We start from the raw sequence: 21873 nt of genomic DNA, 5'->3' as shown, positions 1-21873 counted from the left end.
GATAAAGAGAGGGGGATCTTGGATTCCCCCTCATCTTTATGGTTGGAAGAGAAGCCTGAGGTCAGACATGACCTTTGGAAAGGAGAACGGACGATGGCTGCGATTGCAACACCACACCCGACGAATCCAACGCCTGAAAAAAAGACGAACCACCGCACGATTGCGGCGCTGATGTCGATCATTCCAGGAGTAGGACAACTATACAATAAACAATTCCTTAAAGGCGCGACATTTTTTGTCGTCGTACTATCATATTTTCTCGTCAACTTTGAACTGTTCTTCAAAGGAGCCGGAAATGGTCCTGGCGATCGCGGAGCGATCTGGGGCTTGATTACACTCGGTGAGGTACCAGGCGTAAGGGGGGATCACTCGATCTTTCTAATGGTCGAGGGCATCATTGCCTTGATTTTACTTGTCTTTGGTATCGCCATTTACGTCTGGAACTTTATCGATGCGTATCGAATCGGTAAGTTGCGCGACATGAACCTCGAAGTACCTTCCTTGAAGATGCAACTACGGAACTTCCGCGATAATGGATTCCCGTATGCGATGTTGATTCCTTCATTAGTACTTTTAGTGTTCACAGTCGTCTTACCGTTGATTTTTACTTTCTTGATTGCTTTTACAAACTATAAGTTCAACAACTCTCCTCCAGCGAAATTGGTCGACTGGATCGGGATTCAAAACTTCTTGAATATCTTCACGGTTGATATTTTCCGCGACACATTCGTCAGCGTTCTTGGTTGGACGCTTGTCTGGACCGTCGCTTCGACGACAGGTGTCATCGCGATCGGTATCGGACTGGCAGTCTTACTGAACCAAAAGGGACTCAAAGGAAAACGGTTCTTCCGTTCCATCTTGATCCTGTCATGGGCAGTACCAGCCTTCATCACGATCTTGATCTTCCGCTCGATGTTCAATGAGACATTCGGTGTCTTCAATACGACGTTATTACCAGCAATCGGTCTTACTGACGGTGTCGACTGGATGACAGATCCGACGTATACGAAGCTTGCCTTGATCGGGATTCAGTGGTGGTTAGGTTTCCCATACATCATGACACTGACGACGGGAATCTTGCAGTCGATACCAGAAGATCTTTATGAGGCAGCAACAATCGACGGAGCGACAGCAGGAGAGAAGTTCCGCTTGATTACATTGCCGATGATTCTTTTCGCAACAGCACCGATCTTGATCACGCAGTATACGTTCAACTTCAATAACTTCAATATCATCTATCTCTTCAACAACGGTGGACCGGCAGTACCAGGTCAATCGGCTGGTGGAACGGATATCTTGATTTCGTGGATTTACAAATTGTCGCTTGGTGCGAACCCGCAGTATGGATTCGCAGCAGCGATCACGCTTGTGTTGTCGTTCTTCATCATGACGATTGCCGTCATTCAGTTCAAGCGTTCAAAATCATTCAAAGATGAGGATATGATCTAATATGAGAAAACAAAACCGAATCAACATGGCGTTGTCATATCTCATTTTGACGGTCGCCTCCATCATTATCGTCTATCCACTCCTTTGGGTCGTTGGTACTTCACTTAACCCAGGGAAAAGTATTACATCGGATATCTTCCCAAGTAATCCGACTTTGATTCACTACTTCGATTTGTTCGATCCATCAAAAACGGATTATGGCATGTGGTATTTAAACACAATCAAGATTGCCGTCATCACGATGGTCGTCTCCGTCGCTCTAATCACGTTAACAGGATACATTTTTTCACGCTATCGCTTCGTCGGTCGGAAAAATTCACTGATCTTGTTCCTCGTGTTGCAGATGGTACCGCAATTCGTTGCCATTATTGCGATTTATGTCTTGCTTAATATGTTAGAATTGTTTGATACGCATCTGGCGCTTATCCTACTCTACTCGGGTGGAGCGATTCCAATGAATACGTATCTTGCAAAAGGATATTTTGATACGATTCCAAAAGAACTCGATGAGGCGGCACGGATGGATGGTGCCGGTCACTTACGAATCTTCTGGCAAATCATCTTACCGCTCGCAAAACCGATGGTCGCCGTCATCGCGTTGTTCAACTTCATGGCACCATTCAACGACTTCATTTTAGCATCGCTCGTCCTGCGTTCTCCTGAGAAACAGACACTTGCGGTCGGGTTGTACAACATGGTGTCGGAGCAGTTCGACAATAACTTCACGTTATTTGCGGCAGGTGCCGTATTATCAGCAGTTCCAATCGTTCTTCTCTTCTTCGCATTCCAGCGCTTCTTCGTGTCTGGATTGACGGCTGGTGGAACAAAAGGATAATCATAAGGGGGAAATCAGCGGCATGAGACGAGGCATAATGCTTCTCCTCTTGCCGCTTCTCTTGTCTATCGGGCTTCAACCGATGACGGGTGAAGCAGCAGGTTGGGAAAAAGAACGAATGTATTTCATCATGGTCGACAGGTTCGAGAATGGCGATCCGAGTAATGATAAAGAGGCGGATCCTGAAAATCCAAAAGCGTTCCAAGGTGGCGATTTAGCAGGCGTGACGAAACGTCTCGATTACATCAAGGAAAAGGGATTCACTTCGATTTGGTTAACGCCGATCTTTAAGAACCGTCCGAACGGTTATCATGGATACTGGACGGATGATTATTACGAGATTGATCCGCACTTCGGAACAAAGGAAGAGTTTAAACGTCTCGTCAAAGAAGCGCATAAACGGGATATCAAGGTCGTCCTTGATCTTGTCGTCAATCATTTAGGACCAAATCATCCGATGGTGAAAGAAAAACCAGAGTGGTTCCATAAAAATCAACCGATCAAGAATTGGAATAACCCGTCGGAAGTCGAGAATAACTGGCTGTTCGATTTACCGGACTTCAATACGGAAAATCCAGAAGTCGTCGATTATTTAGTTGATGTCGCGAACTACTGGGTCGATGAAACGGGTATAGACGGATACCGGCTCGATACAGTTCGCCATGTGCCAGCCTCATTTTGGGAAACGTTTATCCCAGCAGTCAAAGAAAAGCATCCAGACTTATTCTTGTTGGCTGAAGTATTCGATGGAGATCCGCGAAAAATCGCGTCCTATTCGAAATTAGGTTTTGATTCCGTGACGAACTTCCCGTTTTATTATGGAGTCAAGGATCAGTTTGCCCGCAAAAATGGTTCAGCGGAAGAGCTCGATTCAGTTTATAATCGAGATACTACGTTTAATCCGAATGCCAAGGGACTTGCAACCTTCATTGATAATCATGATGTCAAACGCTTCATCACGGAAGCAAAGATTGGTGGAGCAGACGAAGAGGAGCGGCAGCTTCGGTTGGCGCTGTTCGCACTCTATGCTGCCCCGGGGATGCCAATCGTCTACCAAGGAACAGAGGTAGCGATGCCAGGTGGCGAGGATCCTGGAAACCGGATGATGATGACATTTGATCAAAACAAGAAGATGCAACAGTACGTAAAAACGTTGAACGAGATGCGTCAGGATTACCCAGCGTTTGCAACAGGGAAGCAACGCTTGATCGCAAAAACCGATCATATGGCAGTCTACTCACGGGAGACGAAACAACAACAAGTCGTTTACGCGATCAATCTTGGAGAAAAAAAGACGAGCTTACGCGTGTCTGCGAAAGAAATCGGTGATGACCAGCGTTTAAGAGGACTTTTATTCTCAGACTTGGTGCGTCAAGATGGTGACGCCTATGAGATCACACTTGATGCAAATAGTGCGAATAGCTATGTCATCGAAAAGTCACAAGTCAACTGGTGGTCGATCATTGCCATTGGTGCGATCGCTCCGATTTTAGCGCTCATACTTCTTCTCGTTCACCGTAAACGCATGCAACGTCAAACAAAATAAAATACTTAACTAGGGGAAATGTGAGGTGAAGGGGATGCAGGTAACAATCAAGGATGTAGCACGGGAAGCGAATGTCGCACCCTCGACGGTATCACGCGTCATTGCGAATAGTTCACGCATCAGTCAAAAGACGAAGGAACGGGTGCGCCAGGCGATGGATGAGCTCGGATATTATCCGAACGTTCATGCTCGCAGTCTAGCGAATCGAACGACACAAGCGATCGGTCTCGTCATGCCAAGTGCTGCAACAAAAACGCTACAAAACCCGTTCTTTTCGGAGGTCATTCGAGGAATCAGTACAAAAGCGCATCAAAATGGATATTCGCTCTATATGACGACAGGTGTCTCGGAAGAAGAAGTATATGAAGGTGTCGTCTCGATGGTTCAGGGCCGTCGTGTCGATGGTGTCGTCGTACTGTATTCCCGTACGGATGACAAAGTCGTTCAATTTCTACAAGACTCGAAGTTTCCGTTCGTTGTCGTCGGAAAACCATTCAGTGATTCATCACATGTCACGTATGTCGATACGGATAATTATCTAGCCGGTCGCGAAGTGACGAAGTACTTGCATCAACTTGGGCATGAGTGTATCGCATTCGTAGGAGGCGCACAGGACCTAGCTGTGACGCAAGAGCGTGTCGGTGGCTACAAGACGGCTCTCATGGAAGAGGGCATTCCGATTCAAGAATCCTACATCGTCAGTGCACCATTCATGACGACAGGAGGAGCTGAGGCAGTCAAGCGACTGATGTCGCTTGAACATCCGCCTACGGCTGTCGTCGTTAGTGACGATATGATGGCACTTGGTGTCATGAGTACACTGAATGAGATGGGTATCGGTGTGCCGGATCAAATGGCCGTCGTCAGTTTCAATAACTTGTTCATCGCAGAATTCTCAAGCCCACCGTTGACTTCTGTTGAAATCAATATTTTTGGACTTGGTTTTGAAGCGACGAATTGTTTGATTGAACAAATCAATGAAGATGCGACCCCTTATGGAAAACGCGTCATCGTTCCGCATTATCTCGTCGTCCGTCAGTCTTGTGGCGGAAAATCTGAAGCATGAAATGATAGTCTATTTTTAAGCCGATTGGTTTGAAAATAGACTTTTTTTGATTCAAATGGCTATCGATTTCTAGTAAAAGGAAGCGGTTGCAGAAAAAGAAATTTATTTTCGTGCAAACGATTGCATTGATGCTTTTTATGTGTACAATAAAGAATGTATAGTATAGATGAAACGCTTACATGATCAGGGTGACCGACATGCGTAGCATAAAAAGGAGCGACTTGACGATGAAACGACTTTTTGAGGTCAATGAGTGGAAAATTACAGAGCTTGGTTTTCATCCAGAAGATAATCGATTGGCAGAATCGATGACATCGATCGGAAACGGTCATATGGGAATGCGCGGGACGTTTGAAGAAGAATACACAGGGGACACGCATCAAGGCATGTATGTCGCAGGTGTTTACTATCCGGATAAGACACGTGTCGGCTGGTGGAAAAACGGTTATCCGGAGTACTTCGCGAAAGTACTCAATGCTGTCAATATCATGGGATTGAAAGTATCCGTCAACGGAAAAGCTGTTGACTTGAACACGTGGGAAGTCATCGACTTCAAACGCGAACTTGATATGCAACACGGTGTGTTGACACGGACGATGCTATTGAAGAATGGTGTAGAAGAGACCAAGATCGAATCCAAGCGTTTCTTCTCGATCGTCGATAAAGAAATCGCTGCCTTGCAATATACGGTGACGCCTGTCAATTTTGAAGCAGAAATCGTCATTGAATCGTATCTCGATGCAGATGTTGAAAATGAAGACTCGAACTATGACGAGAAGTTCTGGCTTCCTGTCGAACACGGAATTGAAGAACGGTTTGGTTATGTCACATCAAAAACGAAAAAGCTCGATTGGCATGTGACGGCAGCGATGATCACGGACGTCGAAGGCGCACGGTGTGAGGTCGTCGATGGCAATACGCAGTACGTCGCGAATCGTTTCACGAAACAAGCCGCAGTAGGTGAGGGTGTCACAGTCGAAAAATTCGTCGCACTCGTAACGAATCGTGACCATGACATCGATGCGTTACTGGAGCAAGCGATGAAACGGGTTCACGTCGCATTCGAATCAGGCTTTGAACCATTGCTTGCGACACATGAAGCAGCGTGGTTGCACCACTGGGAAGAAGCGGACGTGAAAATTGAAGGTGATGTCGAGGCACAGCAAGGGATTCGTTTCAACATCTTCCATATGTTCCAGACCTACACAGGTGAAGATTCACGCCTGAATATCGGACCAAAAGGATTCACGGGCGAGAAGTATGGTGGTGCGACGTATTGGGATACAGAAGCGTACTGCTTGAACTTCTACCTTGCGACGTCGAAACCGGAAGTGGCTTGGAATTTACTCAAGTATCGCCACAATCAATTACCGCAAGCAAAAGAAAATGCGGATAAGAATGTCGGCATGAAGGGTGCACTTTATCCGATGGTAACGATGAACGGAGAAGAGTGTCACAACGAGTGGGAAATCACACATGAAGAAATTCACCGGAACGGTGCAATCGCGCATGCGATTTATAATTACACGAATTACACGGGAGACACATCGTACCTCGGACAATACGGATTTGAAGTATTAGTCGAGATTTCTCGCTACTGGGCAAGCCGTGTCAATTACGTCGCGCATAAGGACGTCTATATGATTCTTGGCGTGACGGGACCAAACGAATACGAGAACAACGTCAACAACAACTGGTATACGAACCTGATTGCGGCATGGTGTCTCGAATATACGCAGACCGTCCACCGTCATTTGGCACAAGAAGAGCCAGAACGTCTGCAAGAACTTATGCATCAATTAGCGTTGACGGATGAGGAACTGGCGAAGTGGGCAGATATCGACGCGAAGATGTATTATCCAAAAGATGAGGCAGCACCAGGAATCTTCATGCAACAGGATGGTTTCATGGATAAGGAACAAATCTTGGTCGCTGACCTCGATCCAAAACATCTTCCGCTAAACCAGAATTGGTCATGGGACCGGATCCTTCGCTCTGTCTTCATTAAACAAGCAGATGTCTTACAAGGTCTTTACTTCTTGACGGATCGATTCAGTGTAGAAGAGAAAAAAGCGAACTTCGATTTCTATGAACCACGCACGGTTCATGAATCGTCATTATCACCATGTATCTACTCAATCATTGCGGCGGAAGTCGGTTATGAGGAAAAAGCGGTCGAACTGTACCAACGCTCAGCACGACTTGATCTTGACAACTACAACAATGATACGGAAGACGGGTTACACATCACGTCGATGGTTGGATCATGGATGTCGATCGTCCACGGATTCGCTGGATTACGGGTGGCGAACGATACGTTATCCTTCAAGCCGATGTTGCCAAAAGGCTGGACGAGCTATACGTTCCGGATGCAATGGCGCGGTCATCATATCCATGTCCATGTACAGCCAAATGCCGTCGAAATCGCCCAAACAGAAGGCGAAGCATTCAGCTTAAACGTTCATGGAACAACTGTTGAAGTTCCGGCAGGAGGACAGATTACAGTTCCTGCTTCGATGACAGTATAAGAGAGAAAAAAGAACCGATTTTTGAGTCGGTTCTTTTTTTTGTGTGTAACAAGAAGCAGGACACCTTTGTCACAAATGAAAACGCCATCATGAAAAAGAACATCAATCTTTGGAAATCTTGACTATCCGACGACATTTGAATGTGCTAAAGTGTTTCAAGATAGTTATGAATGAGAGGAGAACGGCGTGTGACAGCAGTAGTAAAGGAAAGTATGTTAAAAGTGATCGTGGCTTCGATTGGGGGATTCGTCATTGCCGTTGCCATGAACTGGTTTTTGATTCCGAGTGGTGTCTATTCGACTGGATTTACAGGACTTGCCCAAATCTTGACGCAAGTCCTTCAAAATACAGCATTTGCGTTTGGTGAAAACGTCTGGTTCTTGGCGTTGAACATCCCTTTGATCGTGCTCGCATGGATCATGTTAGGTCGGAGTTTTACAATCATTACGTTGGTTTCGGTATTGGCAACGACGATTTTCATTGGTCTTATTCCTCAATATGCTGTCATACCAGGTGATCAAACACTGAATGCAGTGTTTGGAGGGGTCTTGCTTGCGATCGGTACCGGTATAACGATTAAGTTCGGTGCTTCGACAGGTGGTTTCGATATCGTTGCCCTCATCTTTGCTCGTTTCTCCGATCGTAGTGTCGGCTTGTATCTGTTCGTCTTGAATTTCTTAATCGCATTATTAGCAGGCGCATTGTTCGGTTGGTCGACTGCTTTATACACGATCGTCTTCATCTACGTGACGTCTAAGGTCGTCGATGAGATTCATACGAGCAATCAGCGTCTGACGATCTTCATCGTCACGAATCATGCGGATGACATCACGACGGCTTTGCATCAGCATATCATCCGAGGAATCACGCAAATTCCTTCGATTGGAACGTATTCGCGAGCTGAAAAAGCGACGTTGATGATGGTCATCGAGCGTCACGAATTGCGGGACATTGAACGAATTTGCCGGGAAGCGGACGAGACAGTATTCATCAACGTCGTCGCAACGGACTCGGTCGTCGGATACTTCCGAAAAGGATAATGAAAAAGGCACTTGCTCTGCGATATGCAGCAAGTGCCTTTTATCTGTTATCATGCGAGTCCAAGAACGTGTCTCAAGTAATACGCGATCCCGTCATCCTCATTTCGCTTCGTCGTGCCGTTTGCCAGATGCTTCAGCGCGGGGATGGCATTACCCATCGCGACACCATGTCCAGCATACTCGATCATCTCTAAATCGTTTTCCTCATCACCGAACGCAACGATCTGTCGCGAATCAATTCCAAGGTGGTGTGCGATATGAGCAAGACCGACCGCTTTGCTTGTACCTTTTCGCATCACTTCGACCATGAATTCAGGCTTCACCCATTGACGATTGAGTACCGTCTCAGCATGGATACCAGATAGTTCGGAGCGGATCTCGTCGACGTGTTCTCCTTTGGCGTGAATCAAGAGAGACGTCGGTTCGTGAAGAAGCAGCTTTCGTAAATCTCCGGTCGTGACAGATAAGGCATGGTCGGTATAAAATTCGTAAATGCCGACTGGGTCATATTGAAAATAGACATGATCCGTGACTTCGCAGACAATATTTTGTGTTTTCGTCTCAGCGACGGATTCTAAAATATGTTGAACAGTTTTTAATGGAATCGGATGATGCTGGACTTCAAAGTGATTATCTTGCGGGTGATGAACGAGACCACCGTTAAAATTAACGATCGGTGTCGTCAAACCGAGCTGTTCGTAATATTTCCTGGCGTGACGAAATGGTCGTCCAGTTGCGATGACGACTTCGTGACCGTTCGCACGCGCACGCTGGAGCGCAGCGATATTCGCAGCGCTGATTGTCTTATCATCTTTTAAAAGGGTGCCGTCGAGATCGACAGCAATTAAGTGACGGGTCATAATGAAATCCTCCGCTTTCTTTTCGTTAATTCTACTGTAGCATATGAAGCGATTGTCCTTCGTATGAAACGATTAAGTTTTTCAAGGAAAAGAAAGCGCTTGAAAAAATTAGAGAAAAGCTGTTGCTTGGATTAAAAAATGGTATACTACAAATCGTAGGATAACTCTATAGTACGTTATGGAAACGGAGGGGAAATCATGCGTTTTCTCGTTACATTCTTTTGGTCATTCTTACTCGTGAACACGGCTGTGTTCATCGTATCGGCAGTTGATGCAGTAACGTATAGCTTCGGATTCGCGACAGCTATGTCTGTCGTCACTTCACTTGTCGTCTTCGCACTCGATGCCGTCAATGAAGATTTAGGTCTTGGTCAAGGGACTAAGGCAGAATAAGGAAAAGCGAGATGTCGTCATATGGGCGATAGGCTCGCTTTTTGTCTTAAGGAGGAATGATTGATGATCGTCATCGAACAGGTTCTGTGGCAAGAGATGCCGCAAAATGTCTACATCGCAGGAAACCAGATCATCGGAATCGGTTCCTACACCATAGATGAAGCACTGATTACGCACCGGATTGATGGTCGCAACAAACGGCTAGTCCCCGGATTCATCGACGGACACTTACATCCGATCGGTGGAGGAGGAGAAGGCGGATTTGCCACGCGAACGGCACCGTTGACTGTTCGCGACATATTCGAAGGTGGTGTCACGACGGTTGTCGGATTGCTCGGAACGGACGGCTGGACGCGAACTGGAATCGATCTACTGGCACATATACGGGGATATGCTGCATCTGGTATCCGTCCCTTTCTATTAAGCGGAAGTTATATGGTTCCGCCGGTCTTCCTGACGCAATCGACAGGACATGATATCGTCCTCATCAATGAAGTGATTGGCATCGGAGAGATTGCCATCAACGATCACCGATCGACACAACCGACGGCTCATGAACTCGCGCGATTAGCGTCAGAAGCCCGAATTGCCGGCATGGTCAAAGGAGTGTCGGGAACGATGAACGTCCATATCGGAGACGGGAAACAAGGGCTCGATCTGTTACATGAGGTGATTGATACGACGGACCTCCCCATCGGACAATTCCTTCCGACGCATATCAACCGAAGTGAACGAATCTTTGAAGCGGGACTTGCCTGGGCGAAACGAGGAGGACGGATCGATTTCACGACGTGTACGACGGAAACTTTCATTGCGGAAGGCGAGATTCCAGCAGGACAGGCTGTCGCCCGTGCTTTAGCAGCGGGAATTCCACTCGAGCAGATCACGATATCGAGCGATGCTGGCGCAAGTCTTCCGGCGTTTGATGAGGCAGGTCGATTAGTGCGAATTGATACAGGAAAACCCTCTTCCTTGATGCAAGCCGTACGCGATGCAGTGGAGCAGGGTGTTGCTTTTGATCAGGCAATCGCGACGATTACGCGGCATGTCGCGGATGCATATGGTATACCGGGCGGGCGAATCGCGGTTGGAGAACGAGCGGATCTGTTACTGATTGATGACGCTTTGCAAATCGATACGATTCTTGCGAATGGTCATGCTATAATGATTCAGAAAAAATGGCTAATACCAGAATGACGGAGGGATAGACGTGTCAAAGAAGTCGAAACGAAAAAACACGAAAAAACCGCAATCCAAGGCGAATTGGATTACAGCGGGAGTCATCGCCTTGATCGTATTGGTTGGGGGGTTACTGCTCGTCTTCACGGATCGAGAAGATTCTGCATCGAAGAATGGCAATCTAACGGCTACACAAGTCGCAGATAAAGTGAAATCCGGTGATGAATTCTATACGTATTTCTATCAAACGGGATGCGTCCACTGTGAAAAAGTAAAACCATATCTCGTTCCGCTTGGTGAAAAACAAGACATTCCATTCGAACAGATCGATCTTGCTGTCGAACAGTCGGCTTGGGACACGTTTGGCATCGAGGGTACACCGACGGTCGTTCACTTTAAAGACGGTAAGGAAGTCGGACGCGTAGCAGGTGAACAAACAGAAGACAGCTATAAAGAGTTCTTCGCTGGAAAAGACGTAAAGGACTCAAAAGAAGAATCATCTGGTGATCTCAATGATTAAAAAATGGTTTTACTCTCGCGTGTTCGAATTAAATGGACACCCGCTTGTTGCTAAACAACTGAAACGGTTTGCGATGAGCCGTATCAGTCGTCCGTTCATCCGTCCGTTCGTTCAGGCATACGATTTAAATATGACAGAAGCGACTCAGAATTTAGAAGCGTATTCGAGTTTACATGACGTTTTCATTCGTCATGTCAAACCGGAAATGCGACCGATCGATCAAGCAGAAGGTGCATTCGTCAGTCCGTGTGACGGTGTATTGTCTGTCGTTGACGATTTGACGGCTGATAGCCGCTTTACTGTCAAAGGACAATCGTATACGGTATCCGAGTTACTCGGTTCCCATCATGAAGCACAGCAATATGTTGGTGGACGTGTGATGATCTTTTACTTAAGTCCGCAAAACTATCACCGGGTTCATGTGCCGATGGATGGCACAGTCCGGACGAGCTATACGCTCGGTCGCGATTCGGCACCGGTGAATGAGATTGGTCTTACACATGCGCTTCGCCCGTTGACACGTAATTACCGTCGCGTGACGCGCATCGTCCAAGGGAAACATGCACTTGAACATGTCATGGTCGGTGCACTGAACGTTAACTCGATCGTTCGGACGAACGAGTCGAAGGACCTTCGTCGCGGGGATGAGTTTGGATACTTCTCATTCGGTTCGACGGTCGTCCTGATTTGTCCGAAAGATGCATTGACGTTAGACAGCCAAGCGATTGGACCGGTTTTAATGGGGCAACGCCTCGGACAATGGCATTCATGATAGCGAGGCGCCCGTTATGGGCGTCTCCTTACATTTAGGAGGAATGAATCATGCCGGCACTGGCATTAGCAGAAATCGGAAGTACGCAGGTCCAAACGTATATCGCACTCATTATTTTTTTAGTGACCTATGGCTTCATCATCAGTGAAAAAATTAGTCGAGCAATCGTTGCCTTACTTGGAGCGCTCGCGATGGTCATCATCGGCATTGTGGATCTCGAGACTGCATTGTTTGAATATATCGAGTGGGGAACAATCGTCTTATTGATTGGGATGATGATTCTCGTCACGATTGCCAATCAATCTGGCTTGTTCGAATACATCGCGATCCGCGCTGCGAAGACGACAAAAGGTGATCCGATCAAGGTATTGGTTTTACTGTCCGCATTGACAGCACTCGGATCTGCATTCCTTGATAACGTCACGACGGTTCTATTGATCGTTCCAATCACGTTTTCGATTACGAAGATACTGAAGATCGCGCCGTTTCCATTCTTGCTCGCAGAAGTCCTATTTGCGAATATCGGTGGAACAGCAACGTTGATCGGGGATCCACCGAACATCATGATTGGTGCTGCGAATCCACACTTGACGTTCAATGCCTTTTTAGTGAATCTCGCACCAATCATCCTCGTCATCACGGTCGTAACGATCGGCATTCTTTACTTCGTCTTCCGGAAGCAACTACATGTTGAAGCGGAAGATCGGCAGAAACTGATGGAAATCGATGAGAAGAGTTATATCGTCAGTCGAAAATTGGTCGCACGAAGCAGTATCGTCCTCGTCAGTACGATTGCGCTGTTCGTACTGCATCCGGTGCTTGATCGCATCGGACTCCATCTCGAAGCACCGGCGATCGCGATTCTTGGAGCGACAATCCTGATGTTGCTGACGATTGAAAACGATCATCAGCTAGAAGGAATCTTTGCTCGTGTTGAATGGACGACGATCTTCTTCTTCGCTGGACTATTCGTGCTCGTCGGCGGGATTCAAGAAGCAGGTATCATTCGCTACCTTGCTGAAAAGACGATTGATTTGACAGGCGGTGACATTCAGACGACAGCGACTGCTGTTCTTTGGTTGTCTGGTATCGCCAGTGCGACGATCGATAATATCCCGTTCGTTGCGACGATGATTCCACTCATCAATGATGTAGCTGCTGGAATTGGATTATCACCAGCAGATGCGAAAGTGGACGTATTATGGTGGTCCCTCGCACTCGGTGCCTGTCTCGGTGGTAACGGAACATTGATCGGTGCATCGGCGAACATCATCGTCGCGGGTCTCGCGACACGACAAGGTGAAAAATTCACCTATATGCGCTTTTTGATTTACGGAGCACCGATCACGATTGTGACGTTGATTCTATCCCAACTCTATTTGTGGATTCGGTATTACTAAGAAAACGGAAGGTCCGCCTTCCGTTTTCTTTTGTGCGTCGCTCTTACTACCTGATTGTGCTATAATCGAACGATAAGAGCATAACTGTTTCTTAAACTTAACTATAGAGCTAGACCATTATCTGGAGGTTTTATTCTTGTTCAAACGACTTTATCCGAAACATTTCGTGGCTTCGATCTACGATATCGACCTTGAAATGCTCAAACGAAACGGTGTCAAAGCGATTTTGACCGATCTTGATAATACGCTCGTCGCATGGAATATCGCAGATGCTCCAGACGAATTGGTTGCTTGGCTGGATATGGTGAATAATCAATATGGTTTCGACGTCATCATCGTATCGAACAATAACGGAGACCGCGTCAAGAAGTTTGCGGATCCACTCGGATTGCATTATATTGCGCCTGCTCGAAAACCGCTTCCTATCGGGTTTAAACGGGCATTGACGGAATTCGGTTATCACGCGAAGGAAGTTGTCTTCTTAGGAGACCAACTCTTCACGGATGTACTCGGTGCAAACTCCGTTGGAATCGAAGTCATCCACGTTCAACCTGTCGTTAAGACGGACGGTGTCGTCACGAAATTCAATCGCCTGATGGAACGTGTCATTTTCCGCCGGATGAAACGCAAAGGAATCTATAAATTGACACAACGCGTCAAGGAAGATCCTTCTGCACTGGAGCATCCGATCGAAACACTTCGTCAGGATAAGCAACAATAACCCTGTCAGATCGGTAGATGAAAGGGAAGGCAGCAGTCGCAACATGTACGGCGAGAGGTCGGAAGTTACGCTCTTGGAGTAGCGAGCAGGGCGCTACGGTGAAAAGAGAAGGGATATCGTTCCCGCATGCGGCTCAACATAATATGATCGAAGAAATCCACTGCGCTGGCTGTGGTGTCGCCATTCAAACGGAAGACACGAAAGCACCAGGATACGCACCTAAATCTGCACTTGATCGTGAAATGGTCATTTGCCAACGTTGCTTTAAATTAAAGCACTACAATCAAATTCAAGATGTATCGTTATCGGACGATGATTTCGTTAAAATCTTAGACGGAATCGGTCAAAAAGATGCACTTGTCGTTAAAATCGTTGATATCTTCGATTTTAATGGAAGTTGGTTACCGGGCTTACATCGGTTCGTCGGTAAAAACGATGTCTTACTCGTCGGGAACAAAGCCGATTTATTACCGAAGTCACTCAACCCGAACCGCCTCATGAACTGGATGCGTCAAGCATCGAAAGAACTTGGATTACGTCCAGTCGACGTTCATCTGATCAGTGCGAAAAAAGGGCACGGAGTCGATGAACTCGCTGAAAAAATCGATTATTATCGAAAAGGTCGCGACGTCTATGTCGTTGGTTGTACGAACGTCGGGAAATCGACACTGATCAACCAAGTCATCAAACGCTTCGGTGAAGAAGATGAAGCCGTCATCACGGTCAGTCACTTCCCAGGAACGACACTAGACTTGATCGACATTCCACTCGACGATAACTGTAACCTGTATGATACACCGGGGATCATCAATCATCACCAGATGGCTCACTATGTTGATGCAAAGGACTTGAAGCTGATCACACCGAAAAAAGAGATCAAGCCACAAGTCTTCCAAATCCATCCGCAACAGACACTCTTCTTCGGAGGTCTTGCACGATTGGACTATATGGAAGGGAACAAGCGTTCATTCGTCATCTACATGTCGAACGAATTGAAAGTTCACCGGACGAAGCTTGAAAAAGCAGACGATTTATACGCGAACCACAACGGTGAGCTGTTGTCTCCGCCAAACGAAAAGACGCGGGAGATGCTACCGCCGCTTGTCCGTCATGAATTCAGCCTCCGCGACAACATGAAGACGGATATCGTCTTCAGTGGACTCGGGTGGGTTGCGGTTCACGGAAAAGGTGGACGTGTCGCTGCTTATGCCCCGAAAGGTGTCGCTGTATCCTTACGTGAGGCGCTCGTCTGATGCGCTTTGCCGTCATCGGTCATCCGATTGCCCATTCACTTTCACCTGAGCTGCATACAGCTTGGCTGGAAGCGGCTGGGCTTTTCGGCTGTTATGACCTCATCGATGTAACGGAGCAGCAATTGCCGCAAATCATTACAAAATTACGCACACATCAGCTAGACGGAATCAATGTGACGATTCCACATAAAACAGCAATTATCCCGTATCTGGATCGGCTAGAGCCGGCAGCTCAAAAAGCAGGCGCCGTGAATACGGTATATCGGCAGGATGGGCAGTTGATTGGTGCGAATACAGATGGAATCGGATTCGTCCGCGCATTGATAGAACGTCGTCCGTCATTTCAAAAGACGCTCGTTCTTGGTGCGGGCGGTGCGGCGCGAGGCATCATTGCTGCGTTGCCCGGAGATGTGACGATCACGAATCGTACAGAAGAACGCTCTAAGGCAGTTGCCGATGAATTCGGAGCAACCGTTCTACCATGGCAAGAAACATTTGATTTAACGAGTTACGACGTCATCATCAATACGACTTCTGTCGGGATGGCGCCACATATCGAGGCACGTCCGATCGAATTGACGGAGACGCACGCCTTGATTTGTGATATTATTTATCGACCGACGCCGACCCGTCTATTGCGTGAAGCGACCGAAAAAGGTCTCGACACACTTGACGGCGTCCCGATGTTCGTCTTACAAGCGGCTGAAGCATTTGAACGCTTCACCGGACAAGCACCTGACCTTGCACTTGGCGAGCAGGTGATACGAAAGCAATTGGAGGAATTTTAATCATGTTAACAGGTAAACAAAAACGTTTTTTACGCGCGACAGCTCATGACTTAAACCCGATTTTCCAAGTCGGTAAAAATGGAGTCGGCGAAGCGATGTGCGCTGATTTGATGGATGCGCTCGAAAAACGGGAACTCTTGAAAGTACAAGTATTGCAAAATTGTGCGGACGCACCAAAGGATGTCGCACAAGAACTCGTCGCAGGAACGAATGCTGAACTCGTTCAAGTCATCGGAAAAGTCATCGTTCTCTATAAAGAATCAAAAGAGAACAAGACGCTCGAATTGCCACGATGAAAATCGGACTGATGGGCGGAACGTTCGATCCTCCGCATATCGGTCATCTCCTGATTGCCGAACAAGCGCAGGAACAACTCGAACTCGATGCGGTCTGGTTCGTACCAGCGAATGTGCCACCGCATAAACAACGTACAGTCACAGACGCAACCAAGCGTTTACGCCTTGTAGAAGAAGCAATTGCATTGAATCCTGCTTTTTCCGTCTCAGCAATCGAGTTTGAGCGCGAAGAGCCTTCTTATACGTATGATACGATTCGTGCACTCAAGCACCGGTACCCGGAGCATGAGTTTCTGTTTCTCGTTGGAGCAGACTCACTCGTGAGTCTCGATACGTGGTATCAAGCCGAACGGTTATACAAGGAAGTCGTCTTTGGTGCCGTCGCTCGACCGGGCAGTCGGTATCTGATTCCGCGTGGTGCCCGTGTGAAAGCGGTCGATATGCCATTGCTAGAAATTTCTTCGACGGATATCCGGCAACGGGTCGCGCGCGGACGGAGCATTCGCTACCTTGTACCGGAAGCCGTTCGACAACGGATTGAGGAGTGGAATCTATATGCGCCTTGAAGAAGCACGTCAAATCATTGAGCGTACGTTGCCTGAGCGACGCTATGTGCATACATTAGGTGTCGTCGAAACAGCGCGACACTTAGCTCTTAAATATGGTGTTGACGAAGAAGAAGCAACACTTGCTGCTATGCTTCATGATTATGCGAAATACCGCGATACGAATGAAATGCGTTCGATTGCCGTTGAATTGAATCAACGGGTTTTACTCGATTATGATGACGAACTGCTTCATGCGCCAGTAGGTGCGGAGCTTGTCCGTCGAGAACTTGGTCTTGATTCAGATGTAATTTATCAGGCCATCGCAAATCATACGACGGGGGCACCCGGTATGCCGTTGCTCGATCAAATCATCTTCGTCGCGGATGCGATTGAACCAAATCGCAGTTATCCAGGTGTCGAAGCGCTTCGTGAAGTAGCGGAGCAGGATTTGACGGACGCCGTCATTGCAACACTCAGTCAGACGATTCATTTTTTATGTAAAAAACAAGCCATCATCTTTCCGCGAACGATTGAGACTTATAATGCCTTCGTCGCGGCCAAACGAAAGGGGACCGTCCTATGACAGTCGAACAAGAATTACAATTAATCGTAAATGCCATCGACGATAAACGCGCTGAAGATATCGTCGTCCTGAATATGTCGAGCATCTCACCAGTTGCCGACTACTTCGTCATCTGTGAAGGGAATTCAGAAAAACAAGTACAGGCAATCGCACGTGAACTCAAAGAAGTCGCGCACGAACATAACCTGCCGATCAAACGTCTCGAAGGATTCGATGCGGCACGTTGGGTGTTAGCGGATCTTGAAAACGTCGTCGTTCACGTCTTCCACCGTGACGATCGTGATTACTATAATCTCGAAAAACTCTGGGCAGATGCTCCAAAGGTTGAAGTCGAGGTCAACTAATGGCATACGAACAGTTCGCCTACATCTATGATGAATTGATGCAAGACGTCCCATACGATCAATGGGTCGACTGGGTCAAAGCATACGTTCCGACTGGCAGTACGATTGCTGATATCGGATGTGGAACGGGTACGGCGACGCTTGCATTAGCGGCACACTATAAGATGCTCGGAATCGATTTATCGGAAGAGATGCTCGAAGTCGCGCAGGAAAAAGCGATGGAAGAGGGATTACACATTCAATTCTGGGCGCAAGACATGCGCGAAATCGAATTGCCGACACCTGTCGATGCCGCGACGATCCTATGCGACTCCTTGAACTATCTCCGGACGGAAGAGGATGTCAAACAGACGTTTACACATGTAGCAGCAATCCTCAAAGAGGGTGGACGTCTCTTATTTGATACACACTCTCCATACAAGATGGAAACATTGTTCAATGGAAAGACATATGCGACACATGCGGAGCAAAGTTCGTATATCTGGTTCGCGGATCCTGGTGAAGCACCGCTTTCTGTCGTCCATGAACTGACTTTCTTCATCGAGGAAGAGGACGGTCGCTATGAGCGTGTCGATGAAACGCATCATCAGCGGACGTATCCTCCAGCACAGTACGTGACGTGGTTACGCGACGCCGGATTCCGGGTTCTTGCGGTCACAGGCGATTTTGGACCGGATGCTCCTTCTGAGACAGCCGAGCGGATTTTCTTCGTTGCTGAAAAAATGTAAAAGTGATCTCATCCGTCTTCTTTAAGCGATACACGTTCGTGTTGCTTGAAGAAGACGGATTTTTTGTTCGTCAAACAGATGCTAATTCAAAGTAACGGTATGGATGATATGACCTTTATCCGACATAACACACCGTATCATGTTGTAAAAGAGTGGTTAGTACGTATTCCTTCGTTTCCTGAAGTCCGTAGCGACCTGTTAGAGTCGTGGAAAAAGGAGGGATTCGTCTTGACCGTTCCACGTTTGCAACAGATCGCAGGTCTCGTCGTCGTCCTGCTACTCATCATTTTATTGTTCGTACCATTACCCTCTTGTTCGAATGAAGCGATGGTCGATCAACCGTCCTTAACGGATAAACAACAAGAGGCAAAAGCAGAGCCAGCAGAAAAAGATACCTCGATTCGTGACAAACTCATCATGGTCGATGTGAAAGGGGCGGTAGAAGCACCTGGACCCTATCAATTTCACCTCGGTGATCGAGTGAAGGATGCAATCGAAAAAGCAAAGACGACTGAGAAAGCTGACATTCGACAAATGAATCTCGCGGCACGTCTCATTGATGGACAGGAAGTCATCGTGCCGGTAAAAAAGACGAAAGATCAGCCGAAACTAACGAAACGCTCAAAAGCAGAGATACCAAAAGGACTGATTGACCTCAATGCGGCAACGGCGGAACAGTTGATGGAGGTTCCGGGAATCGGTCCTGCCAAAGCAGAAGCGATCTTAGCCTATCGTGAGGAGAAGGGGGGATTTGCGACGTATGAATCACTCGGAGATGTGAAGGGCTTTGGGGAAAAGACGTTAGAATCGCTTAAATCCTACCTGATCGTCTACTGATGCCACTTCATGCGCTGTTCGTTCTCTTACTCATTGTCGCCATTAAAGAATCGATCTGGTGGTTAGTGACGCTGATGCTATTTACTGTCATGAAGTCATGGTCTTTTTCAATCGGTCGTCTTTTCTTTTTGTTCATTCTGAGTTGTCTATTCATCGGAATGGGTCATCTGTCACCTGAACCGCACGACGTCTCGTCTGTTGACATCTTATCAGGTAAGCGTAATGGGGATCGAATTCGCTATGAGGCGGAGAGCAACGGTCAATCGATTCTATTGACGGCAACGATTGCAGAAGATGAGACAGGATACGAACGAATCGGTTACTCCTGTCACGTCGATACGGAACCGCTCGATGTCCGTCAACAATCGAATGCGGGAGGTTTTGACGAACTGCAATTCATGCATACGAATCGTTACGCTGGAAAGTGGGAAGTACGTTCGTTTGATTCCTGTCATCCGACACTTGGATATGCGGCAGAAGGAAGACGGGTACGTGAAGCATGGTTGAAACGGATAGAAGACTTGTTACCACAAAAGCAAGCATTCTACGTCGAAGCACTTGTATTTGGTGAGGATCGATTAATGGATCAAGTGACGCTCGAACGGTTTAAGAAATTCGGCTTATTACATGCGATCGTCATCTCAGGATCACATATCGCTTTTTTAGTGTTTAGTCTGCTGTACGTCTTACGAAAAATCAGGATGACAAAAGAAAAACGACTTGATATCGTTCTGATTTTACTGCCGATGTACGGATGGTTGACGGAGTGGAGTCCTCCAGTCACTCGGGCTGTGCTCGTCGCGATCATTCTGTTGCTCGGTCGTCGTTTCCACAAACCGTTAGATCCGGTCGAGGTCATTGCGGGGGTCGCGGCTTTTCAATTAGCGATTCAACCAACTGTCATTTACGATATCGGATTTCAATTGACAGTCGGACTGACGCTGTTTCTTGTGCTGTCGAGACGACTCATGGGTTCGGTTCGTCGTCCTTGGAACTGGCTACTTATCAGTGCGTGGGCACAATTCGGAACCCTTTTGTTTTTACAGGGGATTGAACAAACAACGGTTTCAATCTGGTCTCCGTTGTTGAATTTATTAATTGGTAGCTGGATTGAGTGGGTGATTCTGCCAGGATCGTTCCTCCTTGCGACGCTTCCATTTTTACCGCTCAGTTCGACGTTTCAGATTGCGCATCAGTACGCGATTCAATGGATGGACCAAGCATTACAGCTAGCGGAACATCTGCCGTTAGCAATGGTTGCCGTTCCAACATTTTCTCCGATCGTCTTGACAATCGTCGTTGTCGGAACGGGAATCGCTTGGTTCATTGCTGAACGGAGATGGTGGGGGCATGCTCTCCCATTGGTTCTTTTGCTTACGGCATGGGGTTACACGGAGTGGCACGTACCTGAACAAATCACGTTTTTAGATGTCGGGCAAGGGGATAGTATCGTACTTGAGAAAGCAGGAGAGACGTTCGTCGTAGACACAGGTGGTGTTTATCAGCAAACGACGCATCCACTGCTTCGTCCGTTTGATCCGGGTGGTCATATCGTCGCGCCCTTTTTATTCACACGAGGAGAAGCAGAAATCGACGGTCTCATCGTGACACATGCTGATCACGATCACGTCGGTGGACTGCTAGGATTACTGCGTCAAGTTCGTGTGAAAACCATTTATTTAGGGGCGTATGACAACACGGATGAGAAGCGAAACGATTTGATTCATTCGATCGAAGCAACTGGAACGCATGTCAAGTTCGTTCAAAAGGGACAAACGATTCGTCCTTGGTTACATGTACTTGCACCGACTGGACGAGAAGAAGAAGAGAACGATCGGTCTATTATATTACTTGCACAGATTGCCAAACAACGTGTTTTACTGACGGGTGACGCTGGCCTAGCAATCGAGGACGAATTAACGATTGGTCCGATCGATATTCTAAAAGCAGGTCATCATGGTTCGAACACGTCGACCGGTGAAGAACTCTTGCAGAAGACAAATCCGAAGATTGTCATCTTATCAGTCGGACGAAAAAATCGATACGGGCATCCGCATCCGGACGTGCTTGAGCGGATCGGGACAGATCGGATCGTCTTTCGAACGGATGAGGACGGGAGTGTAACTTGTTCTTCAGCGGGCTGTGAACCTATGATAAAATAAAAAAACAGCAACCCCCCAAGGTTGC

Annotated in this window: 22 protein-coding genes; 21 read left to right on the top strand and 1 reads right to left on the bottom strand. The window is 47.3% G+C overall.

Features of this window, described 5'->3' with window-relative positions:
- Positions 1-93 precede the first annotated feature (93 nt).
- From ASF99_RS03495 to ASF99_RS03470, 6 genes are all read left to right on the top strand, one after another.
- Positions 94-1449 carry a carbohydrate ABC transporter permease gene (locus ASF99_RS03495; protein ID WP_023467408.1) on the top strand — a complete coding sequence of 452 codons (1356 nt, stop codon included), beginning with the start codon at positions 94-96 and terminating at the stop codon, positions 1447-1449.
- A gap of 1 nt (position 1450) precedes the next feature.
- Positions 1451-2284 carry a sugar ABC transporter permease gene (locus tag ASF99_RS03490; RefSeq protein ID WP_023467409.1) on the top strand — a complete coding sequence of 278 codons (834 nt, stop codon included), beginning with the start codon at positions 1451-1453 and terminating at the stop codon, positions 2282-2284.
- A 22-nt stretch (positions 2285-2306) separates the two neighbouring features.
- Positions 2307-3830 (top strand): alpha-amylase family glycosyl hydrolase, encoded by a 1524-nt coding sequence (locus tag ASF99_RS03485; RefSeq protein ID WP_055966968.1) that lies wholly within the window; start codon positions 2307-2309, stop codon positions 3828-3830.
- 34 nt (positions 3831-3864) lie between these two features.
- Complete coding sequence (locus ASF99_RS03480; protein WP_035398727.1) at positions 3865-4896, top strand: LacI family DNA-binding transcriptional regulator; 1032 nt, start codon at positions 3865-3867, stop codon at positions 4894-4896.
- Between the two features lie 227 nt (positions 4897-5123).
- Complete coding sequence (locus ASF99_RS03475) at positions 5124-7424, top strand: glycoside hydrolase family 65 protein (RefSeq protein ID WP_055966965.1); 2301 nt, start codon at positions 5124-5126, stop codon at positions 7422-7424.
- A 188-nt stretch (positions 7425-7612) separates the two neighbouring features.
- Positions 7613-8464, top strand: a complete 852-nt coding sequence (locus ASF99_RS03470; protein ID WP_023467413.1) for a YitT family protein — start codon at positions 7613-7615, stop codon at positions 8462-8464.
- Positions 8465-8514: 50 nt separating this feature from the next.
- On the opposite strand, the gene ASF99_RS03465 is transcribed toward ASF99_RS03470, so the two are convergent.
- On the bottom strand, positions 8515-9324 hold the full coding sequence (locus tag ASF99_RS03465) for a Cof-type HAD-IIB family hydrolase (RefSeq protein WP_023467414.1): 810 nt from the start codon (positions 9322-9324) through the stop codon (positions 8515-8517).
- Positions 9325-9522: 198 nt separating this feature from the next.
- On the opposite strand from ASF99_RS03465, the gene ASF99_RS03460 reads away from it, so the two are divergent.
- From ASF99_RS03460 to ASF99_RS03390, 15 genes are all read left to right on the top strand, one after another.
- Entirely contained in the window at positions 9523-9717 is a 195-nt protein-coding gene (locus ASF99_RS03460; protein WP_023467415.1) for a YjzD family protein, read from the top strand.
- Positions 9718-9780: 63 nt separating this feature from the next.
- Positions 9781-10914, top strand: coding sequence for a beta-aspartyl-peptidase (gene iadA / locus ASF99_RS03455; RefSeq protein WP_055966962.1), 1134 nt, complete (start codon positions 9781-9783; stop codon positions 10912-10914).
- Between the two features lie 13 nt (positions 10915-10927).
- Positions 10928-11416: a thioredoxin family protein gene (locus ASF99_RS03450; protein WP_023467417.1), complete on the top strand. Its 489-nt coding sequence runs from the start codon at positions 10928-10930 to the stop codon at positions 11414-11416.
- Positions 11409-12188, top strand: coding sequence for a phosphatidylserine decarboxylase (locus ASF99_RS03445; protein WP_051353617.1), 780 nt, complete (start codon positions 11409-11411; stop codon positions 12186-12188). Before ASF99_RS03450 ends, ASF99_RS03445 begins: the two co-directional genes overlap by 8 nt.
- A gap of 50 nt (positions 12189-12238) precedes the next feature.
- A complete protein-coding gene (locus ASF99_RS03440; RefSeq protein ID WP_055966959.1) occupies positions 12239-13588 on the top strand; it encodes an ArsB/NhaD family transporter in 1350 nt (449 codons plus the stop codon).
- 136 nt (positions 13589-13724) lie between these two features.
- On the top strand, positions 13725-14309 hold the full coding sequence (locus ASF99_RS03435) for a YqeG family HAD IIIA-type phosphatase (RefSeq protein ID WP_023467420.1): 585 nt from the start codon (positions 13725-13727) through the stop codon (positions 14307-14309).
- 143 nt (positions 14310-14452) lie between these two features.
- Complete coding sequence (gene yqeH / locus ASF99_RS03430) at positions 14453-15562, top strand: ribosome biogenesis GTPase YqeH (protein WP_023467421.1); 1110 nt, start codon at positions 14453-14455, stop codon at positions 15560-15562.
- Positions 15562-16350: a shikimate dehydrogenase gene (aroE, locus tag ASF99_RS03425; RefSeq protein WP_035398421.1), complete on the top strand. Its 789-nt coding sequence runs from the start codon at positions 15562-15564 to the stop codon at positions 16348-16350. The genes yqeH and aroE overlap by 1 nt, the downstream gene beginning before the upstream one ends.
- 2 nt (positions 16351-16352) lie before the next feature.
- Complete coding sequence (gene yhbY, locus ASF99_RS03420) at positions 16353-16646, top strand: ribosome assembly RNA-binding protein YhbY (RefSeq protein WP_023467424.1); 294 nt, start codon at positions 16353-16355, stop codon at positions 16644-16646.
- Positions 16643-17212 (top strand): nicotinate-nucleotide adenylyltransferase, encoded by a 570-nt coding sequence (nadD, locus tag ASF99_RS03415; protein ID WP_023467425.1) that lies wholly within the window; start codon positions 16643-16645, stop codon positions 17210-17212. Before yhbY ends, nadD begins: the two co-directional genes overlap by 4 nt.
- Complete coding sequence (gene yqeK, locus ASF99_RS03410; protein ID WP_023467426.1) at positions 17202-17777, top strand: bis(5'-nucleosyl)-tetraphosphatase (symmetrical) YqeK; 576 nt, start codon at positions 17202-17204, stop codon at positions 17775-17777. Before nadD ends, yqeK begins: the two co-directional genes overlap by 11 nt.
- On the top strand, positions 17774-18121 hold the full coding sequence (gene rsfS / locus ASF99_RS03405; RefSeq protein ID WP_023467427.1) for a ribosome silencing factor: 348 nt from the start codon (positions 17774-17776) through the stop codon (positions 18119-18121). Before yqeK ends, rsfS begins: the two co-directional genes overlap by 4 nt.
- Complete coding sequence (locus tag ASF99_RS03400; RefSeq protein WP_055966955.1) at positions 18121-18849, top strand: class I SAM-dependent DNA methyltransferase; 729 nt, start codon at positions 18121-18123, stop codon at positions 18847-18849. The genes rsfS and ASF99_RS03400 overlap by 1 nt, the downstream gene beginning before the upstream one ends.
- Positions 18850-19077: 228 nt before the next feature.
- A complete protein-coding gene (locus ASF99_RS03395; protein ID WP_055967050.1) occupies positions 19078-19686 on the top strand; it encodes a helix-hairpin-helix domain-containing protein in 609 nt (202 codons plus the stop codon).
- Complete coding sequence (locus ASF99_RS03390) at positions 19686-21848, top strand: DNA internalization-related competence protein ComEC/Rec2 (RefSeq protein WP_055966952.1); 2163 nt, start codon at positions 19686-19688, stop codon at positions 21846-21848. Before ASF99_RS03395 ends, ASF99_RS03390 begins: the two co-directional genes overlap by 1 nt.
- The last annotated feature ends 25 nt before the right edge of the window (positions 21849-21873 follow it).

Source organism: Exiguobacterium sp. Leaf187, assembly GCF_001423925.1.
Classification (GTDB): domain Bacteria; phylum Bacillota; class Bacilli; order Exiguobacteriales; family Exiguobacteriaceae; genus Exiguobacterium_A; species Exiguobacterium_A indicum.
Note: the sequence above shows the minus strand (reverse complement) of the source record. Positions and strands in the feature narration are given on the sequence as shown.